A 16028-nucleotide genomic window follows, 5' to 3' on the forward strand; every position below is an offset into this window, starting at 1 on the left:
GCGCCAAAGATGATTTCTGCCCGCCTTGCCAGCTTTCTCGCCCAGAGAAACATCCATTACGGATGGATCGTCGCCGCCATTACCTTCCTGACCATGCTGGCAACGGCAGCCGCCATGGGATCGGCGGGCATATTGATCGAACCGCTCCAGCGTGAATTCGGCTGGACCAATGCGAATATCTCCTTCGCAATGGCGCTTCGCCTCGTTCTTTTCGGTCTCATGGGGCCATTCGCCGCTGCCTTCATGAACCAGTTCGGACTGCGCCGCGTGGTTGCCGCCGCTCTCATCATGATTTCGCTGGGGCTTGTCGGCTCCATTTTCATGACCGAGGAATGGCAGATGGTAGGGCTCTGGGGCATCGTGATCGGCCTTGGCACCGGCATGACCGCGCTTGTGCTTGGCGCAACCGTCGCGGCCCGCTGGTTCGAAAAGCGGCGCGGCCTCGTCGTCGGCCTCATGACCGCCAGCAACGCCACCGGCCAGCTGGTCTTCATGCCGATCCTTGCCAGCGTCAGCCAGACGATCGGCTGGCGCACATCGCTCACCATCGTCATCTGTTTCCTTGTTGCAGCCCTTGTGCTGGTTCTCGCGCTGATGCGGGACCACCCGGCGGATATCGGCCTGAAACCGTTCGGCCGCACCGCGCCGCTGCCAGCGCCTGAACCCCGCAAGAGCTTCGGCGCCATGCTGGCCTCCCCGCTCGTCACCTTGCGCGAGGCATCGTCGACCGCGACCTTCTGGGTCCTGTTTTTGACCTTCTTCGTCTGCGGCTTTTCCACCAACGGCCTGATCCAGACGCACTGGATCACGCTTTGCGGCGATTTCGGCATCGCTCCGGTGGGGGCTGCGGGCATCCTTGCCGTGATCGGCGCCTTCGACCTCATCGGCACGATCATGTCCGGCTGGCTCTCCGACCGGTTCGACAATCGCTGGCTTCTGTTCTGGTTCTATGCGCTGCGCGGCCTGTCGCTGATCTACCTGACCTTTACCGACTTCACCGTCTACGAACTGGCACTGTTCGCCGTCTTCTACGGGCTGGACTGGGTGGCGACCGTGCCGCCGACGGTCAAGCTTGCCGCCGAACGTTTCGGCCCGGAAAAGGCCGGATTGGTCTTTGGCTGGGTGTTCACCGGCCATCAGATCGGTGCAGCGGCCGCAGCCGCCTTCGCGGGACTCGTGCGCACGGACTATGACAGCTACACCCCGGCCCTGATCCTTGCGGGCGCAATGTGCTTTGCCGCCGCTGCCATGGTCTTCATCATCAACCGCCCTGCCGCAAGACCTGCCTTGCAGGCATCATGACACGGCAGGTTTTTTGCCCTTCCTGTTCAGCGCCAGCACGCCGAGGCTGATCAAGAAGGCGGCGAGCGTGTCGGTCCAGCCCGGCACTTCGCCAAGCAGGACAAGCGCCAGAACCAGAGTAATGACGGGGATCAGCGCCGACAGCGCTGCCCCCGCAGCCGTTCCCAGCAGGACAACGGCACGGTTGAAGGCGAATACGCCGAAGGCCGAGGTCAGGACGCCCTGATAAAACCCCTGCAGGGCAATATCGCCCCAGGGTGTCGCGTCCATCCCCTTGGGCAGGAAGATCATGTAGATCGGCAGATAGACGATTGCCGAGGTGACGGCGGCGATGGCGGTCGCGTGCAGCCCGTCCATCCCCTTCTTGCGAAACACCATGACATAGATCGCCCAAACCAGTGCCGCGACGAAAAAGAACAGGTGCCCGAGCATTTCCGGCCCGCCCAGTTGCGACAGACCGGCGATAAGCATGGCCCCGATCACGATCAACACGACCCCGGACCACCCCGACGGTGCAAGATGTTCCTTCAGAAGCGCCATTCCCAGAATGGCAACCATCGCCGTCATCAGCCCCGGAATAAGCGCCGCCGCATGGGACGCCGGGGCATATTGCAGGCCGCAAGTGGTCAGGAGCGCATAGGGAACGCCTGCGCCGGAAGCCAGAAGCACGAAGCCGAGCGGGCCAAGCTGGCGAAGGCCAAACCCTTTCATCAGAACGACCGGCAACAGCACCAGCCCTGCCACGCCGAAGCGCAGGGCAATGATGTCGAATGGCGTCAAGGCGGTCTTGAACCCGAACCGGGTCAGGACGAAGGACCCGGACCACACCAGCACCCCGGACAGCCCCCAGGCCAGACCGCGTATGGTATTGGAAGTCGAAGTCGTCGGAGGGGTGTCGGTGATGGCCGTCATTTTCGCTCGCAGCAGGAAAAAGGAATAGCACCGGACTATTGCATTCCTGGCCGCGACGAGCGCCACGGATAAGCGAGATATGAGATATTAGAATTTCTTATGCCGCGCGGCTTCTGGCTTGCAGGGCCACATCGCAGAACCGATCGATCAGATGCCTGACCGGGCTGTCGGCCCGAAAGACGATATAGACCGTGCGGAAAGTTGGCGGATTGAGACGGCGCGCGCGCAATCCATGCAGATCGGCGTCCGGCAGGCTGATTTCCGACAGGAGCGTGGTGCCGATGCCATGCCGCACCATTTCCAGCACCGTGGCGACGTCTCGCGTGCGCACCTGCTCGCTGCGCGTTTCGCCATCGCCATGGATAATCCGGTCGATGATCATCTCGCAGCCCGCAGCCGCGATCAGCTGGCGGTTACGCAGTTCCTCTGCCGCAACAGTGTCGTTGCGCATGAAGGGATCGTCGCGTCTGCCCACCACGACCAGTTCTTCGCGGCCAATCTCGCGAGCCTCAAGCTCGGGCGTCGGCAGCGAGGTGATGCCGAGATCGGCAATGCCGTCCCGCACCCACAGGCTGACATCATCGTGCCCACCCTCGAAAGCGCTGAACTCGATGCCGGGATAAAGCCGCTGAAACGTCTTTCGCAGACCGGGCAGGACATATTGGAGCTGGCTCGGAATTGCCGCAACGCGCAGCCGTTCGGGCGCGCCTGAAGCACGACACCGTGCCTGCACCTCTATCCGGTCGATGGCCTGAAGCGCCGCCTTGGCGTCGGCAAGGATCGATTGTCCGAATGCCGTCAGCGCAGCCCCGTCGCGCTTTCGCGCCAGCACCTCAACCCCGAGTATCTTTTCCAGTGTCGCAATCGCCTGACTTGCGCCCGATTGCGTCAGGCGCAGGCGGCGCGCGGCGGCACCGACGCTGCCGGTCTCCGCAACAGCTTCAAGCAGACGTAACTGGACCAGACTGATCTTCATCGTTTTGGTTCCGGCTCAATCTTCAATCAAAGCATCGCCCCAGTCGGCGCGGCGCGCCCAACGGAACAGATCACCCTCGCGCTTGGTCAGGAGACGTTCTTCGGCCCTGCCGTCGTCCCTGCACAGTTTAACCGAAACCTTGCCGCCGCCAACCCGTGTCGGCGCGATGACCCGCGCCTTCACATCATTGATCGTCTCGCGCACCGCCGCAAGATAGATGAATTTCTCATCCTCCCATGGCACTTCCGCGTCCTTGGTCAGACGATGAATGCGTGAGCGCGCAACCCGGCGCGAGAAATGGCACCAGTCGGGAGCGACCAGCGGGCAATCGAGCTGGTGCGGACAGGGCGCCGCAATGATTGCGCCTTGGGCGATGAGCGTGCGGCGTGCATCGAGGATGCGCTGCCAGCCCGCCGGTGTACCCGGCTCCACGATAACCAGCATCTGTCTTGCCGCTGCCCACAGGCGCGAGATCAGCGTCTGCCGCTTTTCAGGCGCAAGCTCGTCCAGCACATAGGCAATGGTCACGAGATCGGCCTGCGGAAAATCGAGCTTTTCCCGCACCACATCCCCTGCCCGCCAATCGAGATCGGGCAATCCGCTATTTTGCGAAAGGCCGCTTCCCACTGCACGGATTGCAGGGCTTGCCTCGATCATCGTTGCCGATTGAAGCATGGGCCAGCACTGCCTGGCCGCCCAAAGGGCCGTTCCCGGCCCTGCGCCCACATCCAGCATGGATTGCGGTGCGAAATCGGGACAGACCTCGGCTGCACTCTCCATACTGGCGCGGACCGCCGCATAGGTCGCAGGCAGGCGCGCCGCCAGATAGGCTTTCGCGGCAAGATCGCCGGAAATATGCATGCGCCCGTCGCGCGTCTCGGCCCGGTAACGGCGCGAAAGCATTTCGGATGCGCGCTTCAGGTCGGCCAGAGCCACGCCCTCAAGCGCGGCATCCACCGCCTGTCGCAAGGAAGCTGGCAGTTCCATTGCCCGTCAGCGCTCCAGAACCTGCTTCACATCGACGAGATTCGAACGGACACGCAGGATGTAGAAGCCCATCGTGGTCAGATGCGACGGCGTGAACCAGGCATCGGGGCTGCCGTTGGAAACGATGAAAGGCTGCATGTCGAGCGCGGCGCGCATCTGCTTTTCCATCTCGTCCCACACACCGTCGAGGTGCTTTTCGGCCAGAACGCCGCGGAAATCCGAATGTGCTGCACGCAGCAGGCCGTAATAGGCATAAAGCTGACCATAGGCGAACCAGAAACGATCATCCGCGCGCGTGTCGAACCAGCCGGCATGGTAGTTCTCGGCACGATCCTTGAGGATGGCCGAAGTCGAACCGAGGTCGCTCGCGATACGGTCCACGAACTGGATCAGATTGTCGGCGCGGGCATCGAATGTTGCCTGACAGTTTTCCAGCCGCCCGTTGAACGCACGCAGATCCTTGATCGCCGAACGGTAATAGCTTGGCGTCGGCGTTTTAGGGCCAAAGGGGCTCAGGCCGAAATACCAGGAATCTTCGGCAAATTGCAGATTGCCGCGCGCCTTTTGCAGATCGCCATCAATCTGCGATGTGCCTCTGAGGCGTCCGATATTGTCGACGAGTTCAATCGCGGTGCGGCGCACGGCTGCATTGATGCCGCGCTGGAACGAAGCCTTGTTGTCGAGGAACGGCGTGCGGTCCCAATCCAGCCCGAAAAAGCCGAGCTTGTAGAGCAGCATGGAAGAAATCCATGCATTCTGGTTGACGTTGAAATCGGTGAGATCGGCAGCAACTTCAGCAATGGCCGAACGCGAGCATTTGCGCGCCGACGACGGCAATTGCGCCGCCTGAACCGGTTGATTCGCCGTTGCGGCATCGCTGTTCTGGCCGGTTGATGGCGCAGTGGCGGGCTGTTCTGCCGGTGCGGCAGTGGACGGAACTTCGGCTGGCGCGGCCTCCGCTTTCACCTCTTCGCCGGGCGTCGTCGCATTCTGATAGCTGTACTTGGCCGGATAATCGGGATCGAAATTCGTCCAGGCTTGAGTCTGCCAGATGAAATAGAGGTAAAGCCCGCCAAGACCGATCACGAGGACCGCGCTTACAACTTTCCACAAAATTCCGAGCCGCAGGAAAAGCCGCCACAAACCGCCAAGCGGAATGGCAATCAGGCGGGCAAGCGCCGCGATGAAACGTCCGAGGAAGGAAAAAACGCCCTTTACTGCATTCCACACTGTAAAATATCCTTCCTTTTGCCCGATAAACCGGGGCTTCGCACCGCGTCTGCACCGCACGCGGACCTAGGCATCGCAGGTCCCGTTCGCAAGCAGCCAAGCCTGAAAAAGCCACTGGTTCTCAAATAGAGTGTGCTCATCTTTTCGACAACCCGATGGTCTGATTCCGACATTTGCATCCCGCGGATATGAGCGCTGAGCAAATGTCGGAATCAGACCACTGGTAACTTTATGAATCGAGTGTATTTTTCGAATTGGGCGTTTGAAACGAGATTTATATCGGACGGATATCAAACGTCAAATTCAATCCACTCGAACGCTCATCCAACTGATTTTATCCGTCAATTCCGCTGACAGGGTTGAATCCCGGGAGCCGATCCGTAACATGGCGCCAACCCGCTTCGGCCAAGTGCGTGGCAATCCTGCCCGCCTCCCCTGGCCGACGGTTCCGGAAATGATGAGCGACAACAGCTTCAAGGCGGTTTCAAATCAGGTGCGAACGGTTTTTCGCCGGAAACTGCGGTCAACGTCGCAATCAAGAACATTTTCGCCGCTATGGTACTTGAATGGCGAAATCTTTGGTGTTTGCTAAAGCTGGAACCGGAAAAACAATCAATCCGTAAAAACGGCCCGGTAAATGGAGAGAACAATGAAGTCCGTATCGACCCTTATGCTTACGCTTGCCTTGGGTGGGCTTGCCGCGGGAACGGCAATGCTGAGCGCGCCTGCAAACGCCGTCGCCGCCGAACCCGAAAGCTGCTCGACCGTGCGCTTCTCGGATGTCGGCTGGACCGACATCACCTCCACGACGGCGGTGGCGACGGAAATCCTCAAAGGTCTCGGCTACAAGACCGACATCAAGGTTCTCTCCGTGCCGGTGACCTATGCGTCGCTGAGCAAGAAGGACATCGACGTCTTTCTCGGCTACTGGAACCCGTCCATGAGCGCCGACCTCCAGCCCTATCTGGACGACAAGACCGTCGAGACGCTGCGCACCAATCTGACGGGCGCGAAATACACCCTCGCCGTGCCGAAATACGCCTATGACGAAGGCCTCAAGGACTTCAAGGACATTGCAAAGTTCAAGGACAAGCTGGGCGGCAAGATCTACGGCATCGAACCGGGCAATGACGGCAACCGCCTGATCCTCGACATGATCAACAAGGACGCCTTCGGCCTCAAGTCCTTCGAACTGGCGGAATCGTCCGAGCAGGGAATGCTGGCGCAGGTCGCGCGCAGCATCAAGAGCAAGGACCCGGTCGTGTTCCTGGCATGGGAGCCGCATCCCATGAATAAGCGTTTCGAAATCGCCTACCTCACCGGCGGCGACGATTTCTTCGGCCCCAATCTCGGCGGCGCCAAGGTCGAAACCAATGTGCGCACCGGCTACACGCAGGAATGCCCGAACGTCGGCAAGTTCCTCACCAATCTGGAATTCAAGCTCGATATCGAAAACGAGATCATGGGCAAGATTCTCGATGACGGCCAGGAACCTTCGAAAGCCGCACAGGACTGGCTCAAGGCCAATCCCGGCGTTCTCGACCAGTGGCTCGCAGGCGTGACGACCGTCGACGGCAAGGAAGGCCTGCCGGCCGTCAAGGCGGCGCTCGGCCTTTGATTCGCCTATGCCGCCGGGCTGCGACAAACGCGGCCCGGCACATTCCAGCACCTTCATCACAAGCACGCAGCAGGAGACTTGATCGTTGAACTGGCTGACGGACTACAAGATTCCTGTCGGACCAACCGCCAAATCTGTGGTGGACTGGCTGACGACCCATCTGGGGCTTTTCTTCGACACTTTGGCGGCGATCATGCAGGGCCTGATTGACGGCTTGTTGTATCTCTTGCAAATGCCGCATCCACTGCTGCTGATCGCCATCTTCGCAATCATTGCCTGGCTGATCCAACGTCGTATTTCAGTCGTCCTGCTAACCGTTCTGGGTTTCCTCTTCATCATCAATCAGGGCTATTGGGAACCGACCCTCAAGACACTAACACTCGTCCTGTCATCGTGTTTTGTCTGTATGGCGATCGGCGTGCCGCTCGGCATTGCTGCGGCCCATCGTCCGGCGCTTTACGCCGCGATGCGTCCGGTTCTCGACCTGATGCAGACCTTGCCGACATTCGTCTACCTGATCCCGGCGATCGTCTTCTTCGGCATCGGCATGGTGCCGGGCCTGCTTGCCACCGTCATCTTTGTGATCCCCGCCCCCATCCGCCTGACGCAGCTCGGCATTTCCTCCACACCGTCCTCGCTCATAGAAGCGGGTGAAGCCTTTGGCGCGTCACGCTCGCAACTTCTCTGGAAGGTCGAGCTGCCCTATGCGATGCCGCAAATCCTCGCGGGCCTGACCCAGACGATCATGCTTTCGCTGTCGATGGTGGTCATCGCCGCGCTTGTCGGAGCCGACGGTCTCGGCGTGCCGGTGGTGCGCGGGCTGAACTCCGTCAACATTTCTCTCGGCTTCGAAGCAGGTTTTATCATCGTCGTGGTTGCAATCATACTTGATCGCATCTTCCGCGCTGGGAACGAGAAATAGGAACAAGCGGATGACCATCATCGCACTCGAAGACGTCTGCATCATTTTCGGCAGCAATGTCGGCGACGCGCTGGCGCTGGCGGATCGCGGCGCAACCCGCTCGCAGATCCAGGCGGAAACCAATCTCGTCCTGGGCGTCCACAATTGCACGCTCAACATCGAGGAAGGCGAAATCCTCGTTCTCATGGGGCTTTCCGGCTCCGGCAAATCGACCCTTCTTCGCGCAATCAACCGGCTTAATCCGATTTCGCGCGGCCGCGTTCTCGTGCGTGCAGGCGACCGTGCCATCGATGTCGGCAAGGCTGACCGGGCGACACTCCGCCATCTGCGCACCGAACTCGTTTCCATGGTGTTCCAGCAGTTCGGCCTGCTGCCATGGCGCACGGTCGAGGAAAACGTCGCCTTCGGACTGGAAATTTCCGGGATGGGCAAGGAAGAGCGCCTCGCCAAGGCCCGCGACCAGCTCGAACTCGTCGGCTTGCAGGACTGGGCCAAGCGCAAGGTCGGGGAGCTTTCCGGCGGCATGCAGCAGCGCGTCGGACTTGCCCGCGCTTTTGCGACCGGCGCACCGATCCTGCTGATGGACGAGCCGTTCTCGGCCCTCGATCCGCTGATCCGCACGCGGTTGCAGGACGAATTGCTGGCTTTCCAGTCGCGCCTGAAAAAGACAATTGTCTTCGTCAGCCACGATCTCGATGAAGCCATGAAGATCGGCAATCGCATCGCCATCATGGAGGGCGGGCGTATCGTCCAGTGCGGCACGCCGCAGGAAATTCTCCTGCAGCCTGCCGATGCATATGTCGCCGACTTCGTTGCGCATATGAACCCGCTCGGCGTGCTTCGCGCCGGAGACATCATGGTGCCTTTCGATCGCAATGCGGCACCGCGTCCCTTTGCGGCTACCGCACGGCGCGAAACGCTGGTGCGCGAACTGATGAATGCAGTGGCGGACAGCAGTGGCGATGTCGGCATCGTCGAGAATGGCGCCGTGGTCGGCAAGATTGCGGCAGACGACATTGTGCGTGCGCTGGCCTGGCATCAGCAGCGCGGAACCTCTTCGTGAACAAAAAAGCCGCACATTCTCATGTGCGGCTTTCGAATTTCAGGCTGCGCAGTATGCGCGTCAGCTATGGGCGGCCTGTCTAGCCGCAGCGCGCGCTTCCACGCGTGCCTTGATGGCATCCACATCCGCACGCGGCGTCGCGGCGAAGAGCTTCTTCGTATAATCGTGCTGCGGATTGTTGAACACGTCGTCGCGCGAACCGTATTCAACCACTTCACCGAAATACATCACCATCACCTCATCGGCGATATAGCGTACGACCGAAAGGTCATGGCTGATGAAGACATAGGTAAGGCCGAACTCTTCCTGCAGATCGGCCAGCAGGTTGAGGACCTGTGCCTGCACCGAAAGATCGAGTGCGGAAACCGGCTCATCCAGAATGAGCAGTTTCGGGTTGAGCATCAGCGCGCGTGCAATGGCGATACGCTGGCGCTGGCCACCGGAGAACATATGCGGATAGCGATTGAAGTGCTCACGACCGAGGCCGACCTTCAACAGCATCTGCATGGCCTTGGAACGGCGCTCTTCCGCAGACATATTGGTGTTCAGCAACAGCGGTTCAGCCAGAACGTCGCCGATCTTCTGGCGCGGATTGAGCGAACCATAGGGGTTCTGGAACACGATCTGCACCTTCTGGCGCATTTCGGGCGTCAGGCCATCGCGAGCGATGTTCACATCCTTGCCGCCGATCTTCAGCTCGCCGGAGGTCTGTGGATCGATCATGGTGAGAATGCGGGCCAGCGTGGACTTGCCGCAACCCGATTCACCGACGATCGCCAGCGTCTTGCCCTTCTCCACCTTGAAGCTCACGCCCTTGACGGCATGAACCACTTTTGGCTTGCCGAACAGCCCGCCGCCGACATGATAATCGCGCTTGATATCGCGCGCCTCGAGAACAATCTCGCTCATCACGCTTCTCCCGCACCATTATTTTCAAAGACGAAATCGGACACCGTCGGAAGACGGTCGCCGGTCGCATTCTCCGGCAGGGCCGACAGCAGCGCACGGGTATAAGGATGCTTGGGCGCGGAGAACAGCGACAGCACGTCGGCATCCTCCATCTTGTGGCCCTTGTACTGCACGATCACGCGGTCCGCCGTTTCGGCAACCACACCCATGTCGTGGGTGATCATGATCAGACCCATGCCGTGCTCCACCTGAAGCCGCATCAGCAGATCGAGAATCTGCTTCTGGATCGTCACGTCGAGAGCCGTCGTCGGTTCGTCTGCGATAAGGAGCTTGGGATTGCAAGCAATCGCAATCGCGATCATGACGCGCTGGCACTGGCCGCCCGACATCTGATGCGGGAAGCTTTTCAGGCGTTCCGCCGCATCGCGAATGCCGACGAGTTCCAGAAGCTCAATGGCGCGGGCACGGCTTGCCGAGCCGTTCATGCCCATATGCTGCTTCAGCACTTCCTCAAGCTGATACCCGACCGTGAAGCAGGGATTGAGGCTTGCGACCGGTTCCTGGAAAATCATCGAAATGTCGCGGCCGATGATCTTGCGGCGTTCCTTGTCGGACATCGCCTGCAAGTCCTGACCGTCGAAGGTCATGACATCTGCGGTAACGGTCGCTGACTTGGGCAGGAGGCCCATGACGGCGAGCATTCCGACAGACTTGCCCGAACCTGATTCACCGACAATCGCCAGCACTTCGCCCTTGTCCACCGTAATGTCGATCCCATCGACCGCCTTGAAGGGACCGGTCGAGGTGTCGAAAGAAACCGATAGATTCTTGATTTCTAACAGCGCCATCGGTCAGCTCCTCTTGAGCTTCGGGTCAAGCGCATCGCGCAGACCGTCGCCGATCAGATTGATGGCGAGAACAGTAATCAGGATCGCAAGGCCGGGGAACGTAACGATCCACCAGGCGCTCAGGATGAACTCACGCGCTTCGGCAAGCATCGTGCCCCATTCCGGTGTGGGCGGCTGCGCGCCCATGCCCAGAAAGCCCAGAGCCGCAACGTCGAGAATGGCGTTGGAGAACGACATCGTCGCCTGCACCACGAGCGGGGCAAGACAGTTCGGCAGGATGGTCTTGAACATGAGGCGCAGCTTGCTTGCACCGGCAAGCTTGGCCGCGGTTACATATTCGCGTTCCTTTTCCGCCATCACGGCAGCGCGGGTAAGACGCGAGAAGTGCGGCAGCAGGACCAGCGTGATCGCCAGAACGGCATTGATCAGGCCGGGCCCAAGGATCGCCACCAGAACCAGCGCCAGCAGCAGCGACGGGAATGCGAGGATAACGTCCATGATGCGCATGAACACCGTATCGACGCCGCCACCGAAATAGCCGGTGATAAGGCCGATGGTGATGCCGAGGCACATCGAAATGATGACGATGACGAAGCCGACAAGCAGCGAATACTGCGAACCGTAGATCAGGCGGGACAGGATATCGCGTCCGACCGCATCAGTTCCCAGGAGGAACTGCGTCGTGCCGCCGTTTTCCCAGAATGGCGGGACCTTCACGAATTCACGGAACTGTTCCGTGGGATCATGCGGCGCAATAAGCGGAGCAAAGATTGCGACCAGAATGATCGCGAGAAATACGAAAAGACCGATCACAGCGCCGCGATTGACGCTGAAATAGAACCAGAAATCCCTCAACGCGCGCATCTTGCCAACGTCGTTCACGGCTTCCGGCTGAATAGCTGAGTGTGTCATTATACCCTCACTTGTGCCGGATACGCGGATTGATGAGGCCGTACAGCAGGTCCACGACCAGATTCACCAGCATGATGATGAATGCGATCAGCAGCAATCCGCTTTGCACGACCGGATAGTCGCGACGGAAAATGGAATCGAGCATCCATTTGCCGATACCGGGCCATGAGAAGATCGTCTCCGTGAGGATCGCACCGGCCATCAGAACGCCGACCTGCAGGCCGATCGTCGTGATCACGGGTATCATCGCATTGCGAAGCGCATGCAGACCGACGACGCGACGAACCGGCAGGCCCTTGGCGCGCGCGGTACGCACATAATCTTCACCCAGGACTTCCAGCATCGCAGAGCGCGTCTGGCGGGCGATTACGGCGAGCGGAATGGTCGCAAGCACGATGGTCGGCAGGATGAGATGCGAGACCGCGGAGGCGAAAGCGCCCTTCTGGTCCGACATCAGGCTGTCGATCAGCATGAAACCGGTGACGGGCGGGAAGAAATAGAGCAGCGAGATGCGGCCGGAGACCGGCGTCCATTGCAGCACGCCTGAGAACAGGATGATGAGCAGAAGCGCCCACCAGAAGATCGGCATCGAATAACCGACCAGCGAAATGCCCATCAGGCCCTGATCGAACCATGAGCCGCGCTTGACAGCCGCGATGACGCCGGCGGGGATGCCGAGGAGAATAGCCACGATGATCGCGCAGATGGACAACTCGACCGTTGCGGGAAACAGCGCGAAGAATTCGACGAGAACAGGCTTTTTGGTCACCAGGGACTGACCGAAATCGCCGTGCAGCAGGTTCCAGACATAGTCGAGATATTGCTGCCAGATCGGGCGGTCGAAGCCCAGTTGCGCCATCAGTTCGGCATGGCGCTCGGGGCTTACGCCGCGTTCGCCGGCCATCAACAGCACGGGATCGCCCGGAAGAACCCGGACGAAGGCAAAAGCCACGATTGTGATGCCTATGAAGGTCGGAACCAGATAGACGAGTTTGTTCAATATGAAGCGGAACATACAAAAACTCCGACCGGGTGCAGGGGATCACCCTACACCCGGCCGCTCGTGTTGTCAGATTTTACTCGGAGATATCAACGTCTTCGAAGCGATAGTCGCCGAGCGGGCTCTGCTTGAAGCCCGTGACCTTGGCCGACATCGGCACGAAGACCGTCGAGTGAGCAATGGTGTTCCAAGGAGCCTGTTCCTTGAAGATCACCTGTGCTTCTTCGTAAAGCTTGGTGCGCTCTTCCTGGCTGGTCGAGACCTTGGCCTTCTGGATCAGGTCTTCGAACGGCTTGTAGCACCACTGGGCGCGGTTGTTGGAACCGACGCCTGCGCAGCCGAGAAGCGTGCCGAGGAAGTTGTCCGGATCGCCATTGTCGCCGGTCCAGCCGAGGATCACGGCGCCGTCGCGGTCCTTGTCGGACGACTTCTTGAGGTATTCGCCCCATTCCATCGAAACGATTTCGGCGTTGACGCCGACCTTGGCCAGATCGGACTGCATGAGTTCGGCGGTACGGCGGGCATTTGGCATGTAAGGACGGCTGACAGGCATCGCCCACAGCTTCATCTTCAGATCCTTCACGCCAGCGGCTTCAAGAGCCTTCTTGGCGGCTTCCGGATCGTACTTGTCGTCCTCGACCTTGTCGTTATAGCCCCACATCGTTGGCGGGATCGGGTTCTTGGCAACCTGGCCCTGCCCCTGGAACACCGCATCGACGATGGCCTGCTTGTTGACGGCCTGGTTCAGTGCCTTGCGGACTTCCGGCTTGTCATAAGGCGCCTTCAGCGTGTTGTACGCGAAGTAGGCGACGTTGAGGCCTGCCTGTTCGTCAACCTTGAGGTTGGAGTCGGCCTGAAGGCCCTTGATGTCTGCCGGAGCAGGATAGGACATCAGGTGGCATTCGCCAGCCTTGAGCTTCTGTGCGCGAACAGCCGGATCGGTCGTGATCGCGAAGACGAGATCGTCGATCTTCGGCTTGCCGCCCCAATAGTTTTCGTTGGCCTTGAAGCGGACGACGGCGTCCTTCTGGTAGGCGACGAACTGGAACGGGCCGGTGCCGACCGGAACCTGGTTCAGGTCGTCCTTCTTGCCATCGGCGGCGAGCTTGTCCGTGTATTCCTTCGAAATGATCGAAGCGAAAGGCATCGAGATATTTGCGAGGAACGGCGCTTCCGGACGGTTCAGCACAAACTTGACGGTGTAATCGTCAACCTTGACGATGTCCTTGATCAGCGCACCCATTTCCATGCTGTCGAAATATTCGTAGGTGATGCCAGCGGTGTACTGGTGCCAAGGATTGTCCTTGTTGCGCATGCGATCATAGGAGAAGATCACGTCGTCGGCGTTGAAATCACGGGTCGGCGTGAAATAGTCGTTCGAATGGAACTTGACGCCCTTGCGCAGGTGGAAGGTATATTCCAGACCGTCGTCGGTAACGTCCCAGCTTTCTGCGAGACCGGGCACGACTTTCGTCGTTCCGTTTTCGAATTCGGCAAGGCGGTTGTAAACCGGATGGGCCGAGGCGTCGAACGTATCGCCGCCGGTATAGGCAGCCGGATCGAAGCCTTCAGGCGAAGCCGGCGAGCAATACACAAAGGTCTTCGCTGATGCAGCACCGCTCATCAGAGCCACCAGCGCGGTTGCTGCCAGGAGTTTTTGGTAGAATTTCATTATTGTCCGCCTCCACGGAAAAGCATGCCGCGCGCACCCCATTGCCCGCAGCTTGCGCTTATCGAAACGTGTGGATCGTCACTTTGCAAGCGCAATTTTTAGAACCACTTCATATTCTCAACCGATTATGGGACCAATCGTTAGATTTTTATTCTATGAAAGGGTATGATTTCGGAAAATTGCGCTAAAGCACACTGAATTATAATATTATTCGCACGCATTTTGCATGGGGTAATGCAAGCTGCGCATCACCGACTCGAGGTGCCAGATCCATAAGTCGATCAACTGAAAGTGGGTCCCGCATCAGCCCTGTCAGGCCACCGCCGAATTGACTGGCGCATTGGGAAAAGGCGTCGTATAAAGTGGACAATAAAAGTCATATTTGAGTCCTGCAGACCATGCCCGAAGCCAATCCAATTCGTCCGACCACCCCCGAAGCCATCCAGCTTGCCAAGTCGTTGCTGCGCACGTCGCGCTACGGTGCAATTGCCGTTTTTGACGCGGCGACCGGCAGGCCGCTGGCAAGCCGCGTTGCCGTTGCGACAGACGTGAATGGCACACCGCTCATTCTGGTCTCCGGACTGGCCGCGCATACGCCGGGCCTGCTGGCAAACCCTGCCTGCTCGCTTCTGCTCGGCGAGGTCGGCAAGGGAGACCCACTCGCCCATGCCCGCGTCACCCTCCACTGCCAGGCGCGAAAAGTTGAGAAAACCGACGCCGACTATTCGCGCATCCACAGGCGCTATCTCAATCATAATCCGAAGGGTTCGCTGTATGTGGATCTTGGAGATTTCGCCTTCTTCCGCCTCGAACTGGAAAGCGCCAGCCTCAACGGCGGCTTCGGCAAGGCATTCAATCTGACGCAGGACGATTTGCTATGCGCAGCTTCCGTCAGCGCCAGCTTTGCCGAAGGCGAACAGAAGGCGCTTGACGATCTGAATGAAAATCACGCGTTGGAAATCGCACATATTGCGCGCGGGCTTTCGAAATCAGACGCCCTTCGGGAACAGTTCAAAATTGTGGGTATCGACCCCGATGGTGCCGATATTACCAGTGGCGATCTGGTTCTTCGTCACGTATTTTCGGCGCAGCCCGATTCTCTGAGGGAAGCTGTTACAACACTGACAAAACGGTAAAATAAAGCCCCCTGAAACAAAACCGCATTTTTTTTGGGACGAAATTGCACGTCTTTATACTGGATTGAATATAAGCAAGGGCTTTTCAAAAGCAGCTTATAGCACTATTTTGAATATGCATGCTTATGGAAATTCGCATGTATATTTTTAACTTTGTCCAGTCTTACGGGGGTATGACGGCAAATGAGCAACCAAGATACTTTTTTTGATTTGATTGAAAATGTAGACCAGGCCGCCGATTTCCTTTCGGCACTTGCTAACAATAAGCGATTACTAATTTTGTGTAAGTTGCTTCATAACGAAATGTCCGTCGGTGCGCTTGCCAAGGCGATTGACCTTAGCCAATCCGCTTTGTCTCAGCACCTGGCAAAACTACGAGCTCTTGATCTCGTTTCAACCCGGCGCGACGCGCAGACCATCTACTACATGGTCTCTTCGCCGCATATCGAGTTGATGTTGTCGACACTCTCGAGTCTGTATATGAGTCCAACACCGCGCAGACATAATCTGGCGGCAGTCGCTCACGCATAACATCATGAGG

The 16028-nt window shown here is 58.9% G+C and carries 15 protein-coding genes; 6 read left to right on the top strand and 9 right to left on the bottom strand.

What is annotated here, in order from left to right; genetic code table 11:
* Positions 1–9 precede the first annotated feature (9 nt).
* The gene (locus tag ABWW28_RS12720) at positions 10–1302 is read left to right on the top strand and encodes an MFS transporter (RefSeq protein ID WP_006472717.1); all 1293 of its coding nucleotides are present in this window, start codon (positions 10–12) and stop codon (positions 1300–1302) included.
* On the opposite strand, the gene ABWW28_RS12725 is transcribed toward ABWW28_RS12720, so the two are convergent.
* From ABWW28_RS12725 to ABWW28_RS12740, 4 genes are all read right to left on the bottom strand, one after another.
* Complete coding sequence (locus ABWW28_RS12725; protein WP_021586998.1) at positions 1297–2214, bottom strand: DMT family transporter; 918 nt, start codon at positions 2212–2214, stop codon at positions 1297–1299. The genes ABWW28_RS12720 and ABWW28_RS12725 overlap by 6 nt on opposite strands.
* A 97-nt stretch (positions 2215–2311) precedes the next feature.
* Positions 2312–3190, bottom strand: coding sequence for a LysR family transcriptional regulator (locus tag ABWW28_RS12730; protein ID WP_112670377.1), 879 nt, complete (start codon positions 3188–3190; stop codon positions 2312–2314).
* Positions 3191–3205: 15 nt separating this feature from the next.
* A complete protein-coding gene (locus ABWW28_RS12735; protein ID WP_021587000.1) occupies positions 3206–4177 on the bottom strand; it encodes a small ribosomal subunit Rsm22 family protein in 972 nt (323 codons plus the stop codon).
* A 6-nt stretch (positions 4178–4183) separates the two neighbouring features.
* Complete coding sequence (locus ABWW28_RS12740) at positions 4184–5407, bottom strand: DUF2333 family protein (protein WP_021587001.1); 1224 nt, start codon at positions 5405–5407, stop codon at positions 4184–4186.
* Between the two features lie 649 nt (positions 5408–6056).
* Here ABWW28_RS12740 and ABWW28_RS12745 point away from each other — a divergent pair.
* From ABWW28_RS12745 to choV, 3 genes are all read left to right on the top strand, one after another.
* Complete coding sequence (locus tag ABWW28_RS12745) at positions 6057–7025, top strand: choline ABC transporter substrate-binding protein (protein ID WP_021587002.1); 969 nt, start codon at positions 6057–6059, stop codon at positions 7023–7025.
* Between the two features lie 85 nt (positions 7026–7110).
* The gene (choW, locus tag ABWW28_RS12750) at positions 7111–7947 is read left to right on the top strand and encodes a choline ABC transporter permease subunit (protein WP_021587003.1); all 837 of its coding nucleotides are present in this window, start codon (positions 7111–7113) and stop codon (positions 7945–7947) included.
* 10 nt (positions 7948–7957) lie between these two features.
* A complete protein-coding gene (gene choV, locus ABWW28_RS12755; RefSeq protein ID WP_021587004.1) occupies positions 7958–9010 on the top strand; it encodes a choline ABC transporter ATP-binding protein in 1053 nt (350 codons plus the stop codon).
* A 60-nt stretch (positions 9011–9070) separates the two neighbouring features.
* Here choV and ABWW28_RS12760 read toward each other — a convergent pair whose 3' ends face one another.
* The 5 genes from ABWW28_RS12760 to ABWW28_RS12780 form a co-directional block, all read right to left on the bottom strand.
* Positions 9071–9919, bottom strand: a complete 849-nt coding sequence (locus ABWW28_RS12760) for a dipeptide ABC transporter ATP-binding protein (RefSeq protein WP_006472712.1) — start codon at positions 9917–9919, stop codon at positions 9071–9073.
* On the bottom strand, positions 9919–10767 hold the full coding sequence (locus ABWW28_RS12765; protein WP_006467375.1) for an ABC transporter ATP-binding protein: 849 nt from the start codon (positions 10765–10767) through the stop codon (positions 9919–9921). The genes ABWW28_RS12760 and ABWW28_RS12765 overlap by 1 nt, the downstream gene beginning before the upstream one ends.
* Before the next feature lie 3 nt (positions 10768–10770).
* On the bottom strand, positions 10771–11679 hold the full coding sequence (locus ABWW28_RS12770; RefSeq protein WP_021587005.1) for an ABC transporter permease subunit: 909 nt from the start codon (positions 11677–11679) through the stop codon (positions 10771–10773).
* Positions 11680–11686: 7 nt separating this feature from the next.
* Complete coding sequence (locus ABWW28_RS12775) at positions 11687–12694, bottom strand: ABC transporter permease subunit (protein WP_006467377.1); 1008 nt, start codon at positions 12692–12694, stop codon at positions 11687–11689.
* 61 nt (positions 12695–12755) lie between these two features.
* Positions 12756–14351, bottom strand: coding sequence for an ABC transporter substrate-binding protein (locus tag ABWW28_RS12780; protein ID WP_021587006.1), 1596 nt, complete (start codon positions 14349–14351; stop codon positions 12756–12758).
* A gap of 398 nt (positions 14352–14749) precedes the next feature.
* Between ABWW28_RS12780 and ABWW28_RS12785 the strand changes: the two genes are divergently transcribed.
* Positions 14750–15487: a HugZ family pyridoxamine 5'-phosphate oxidase gene (locus ABWW28_RS12785; RefSeq protein ID WP_021587007.1), complete on the top strand. Its 738-nt coding sequence runs from the start codon at positions 14750–14752 to the stop codon at positions 15485–15487.
* Positions 15488–15670: 183 nt separating this feature from the next.
* Positions 15671–16018 carry an ArsR/SmtB family transcription factor gene (locus tag ABWW28_RS12790; RefSeq protein WP_006467382.1) on the top strand — a complete coding sequence of 116 codons (348 nt, stop codon included), beginning with the start codon at positions 15671–15673 and terminating at the stop codon, positions 16016–16018.
* Positions 16019–16028: the final 10 nt, after the last annotated feature.

The sequence above is a fragment of the Brucella sp. NBRC 14130 genome (genome assembly GCF_040371715.1).
GTDB lineage: Bacteria > Pseudomonadota > Alphaproteobacteria > Rhizobiales > Rhizobiaceae > Brucella > Brucella intermedia.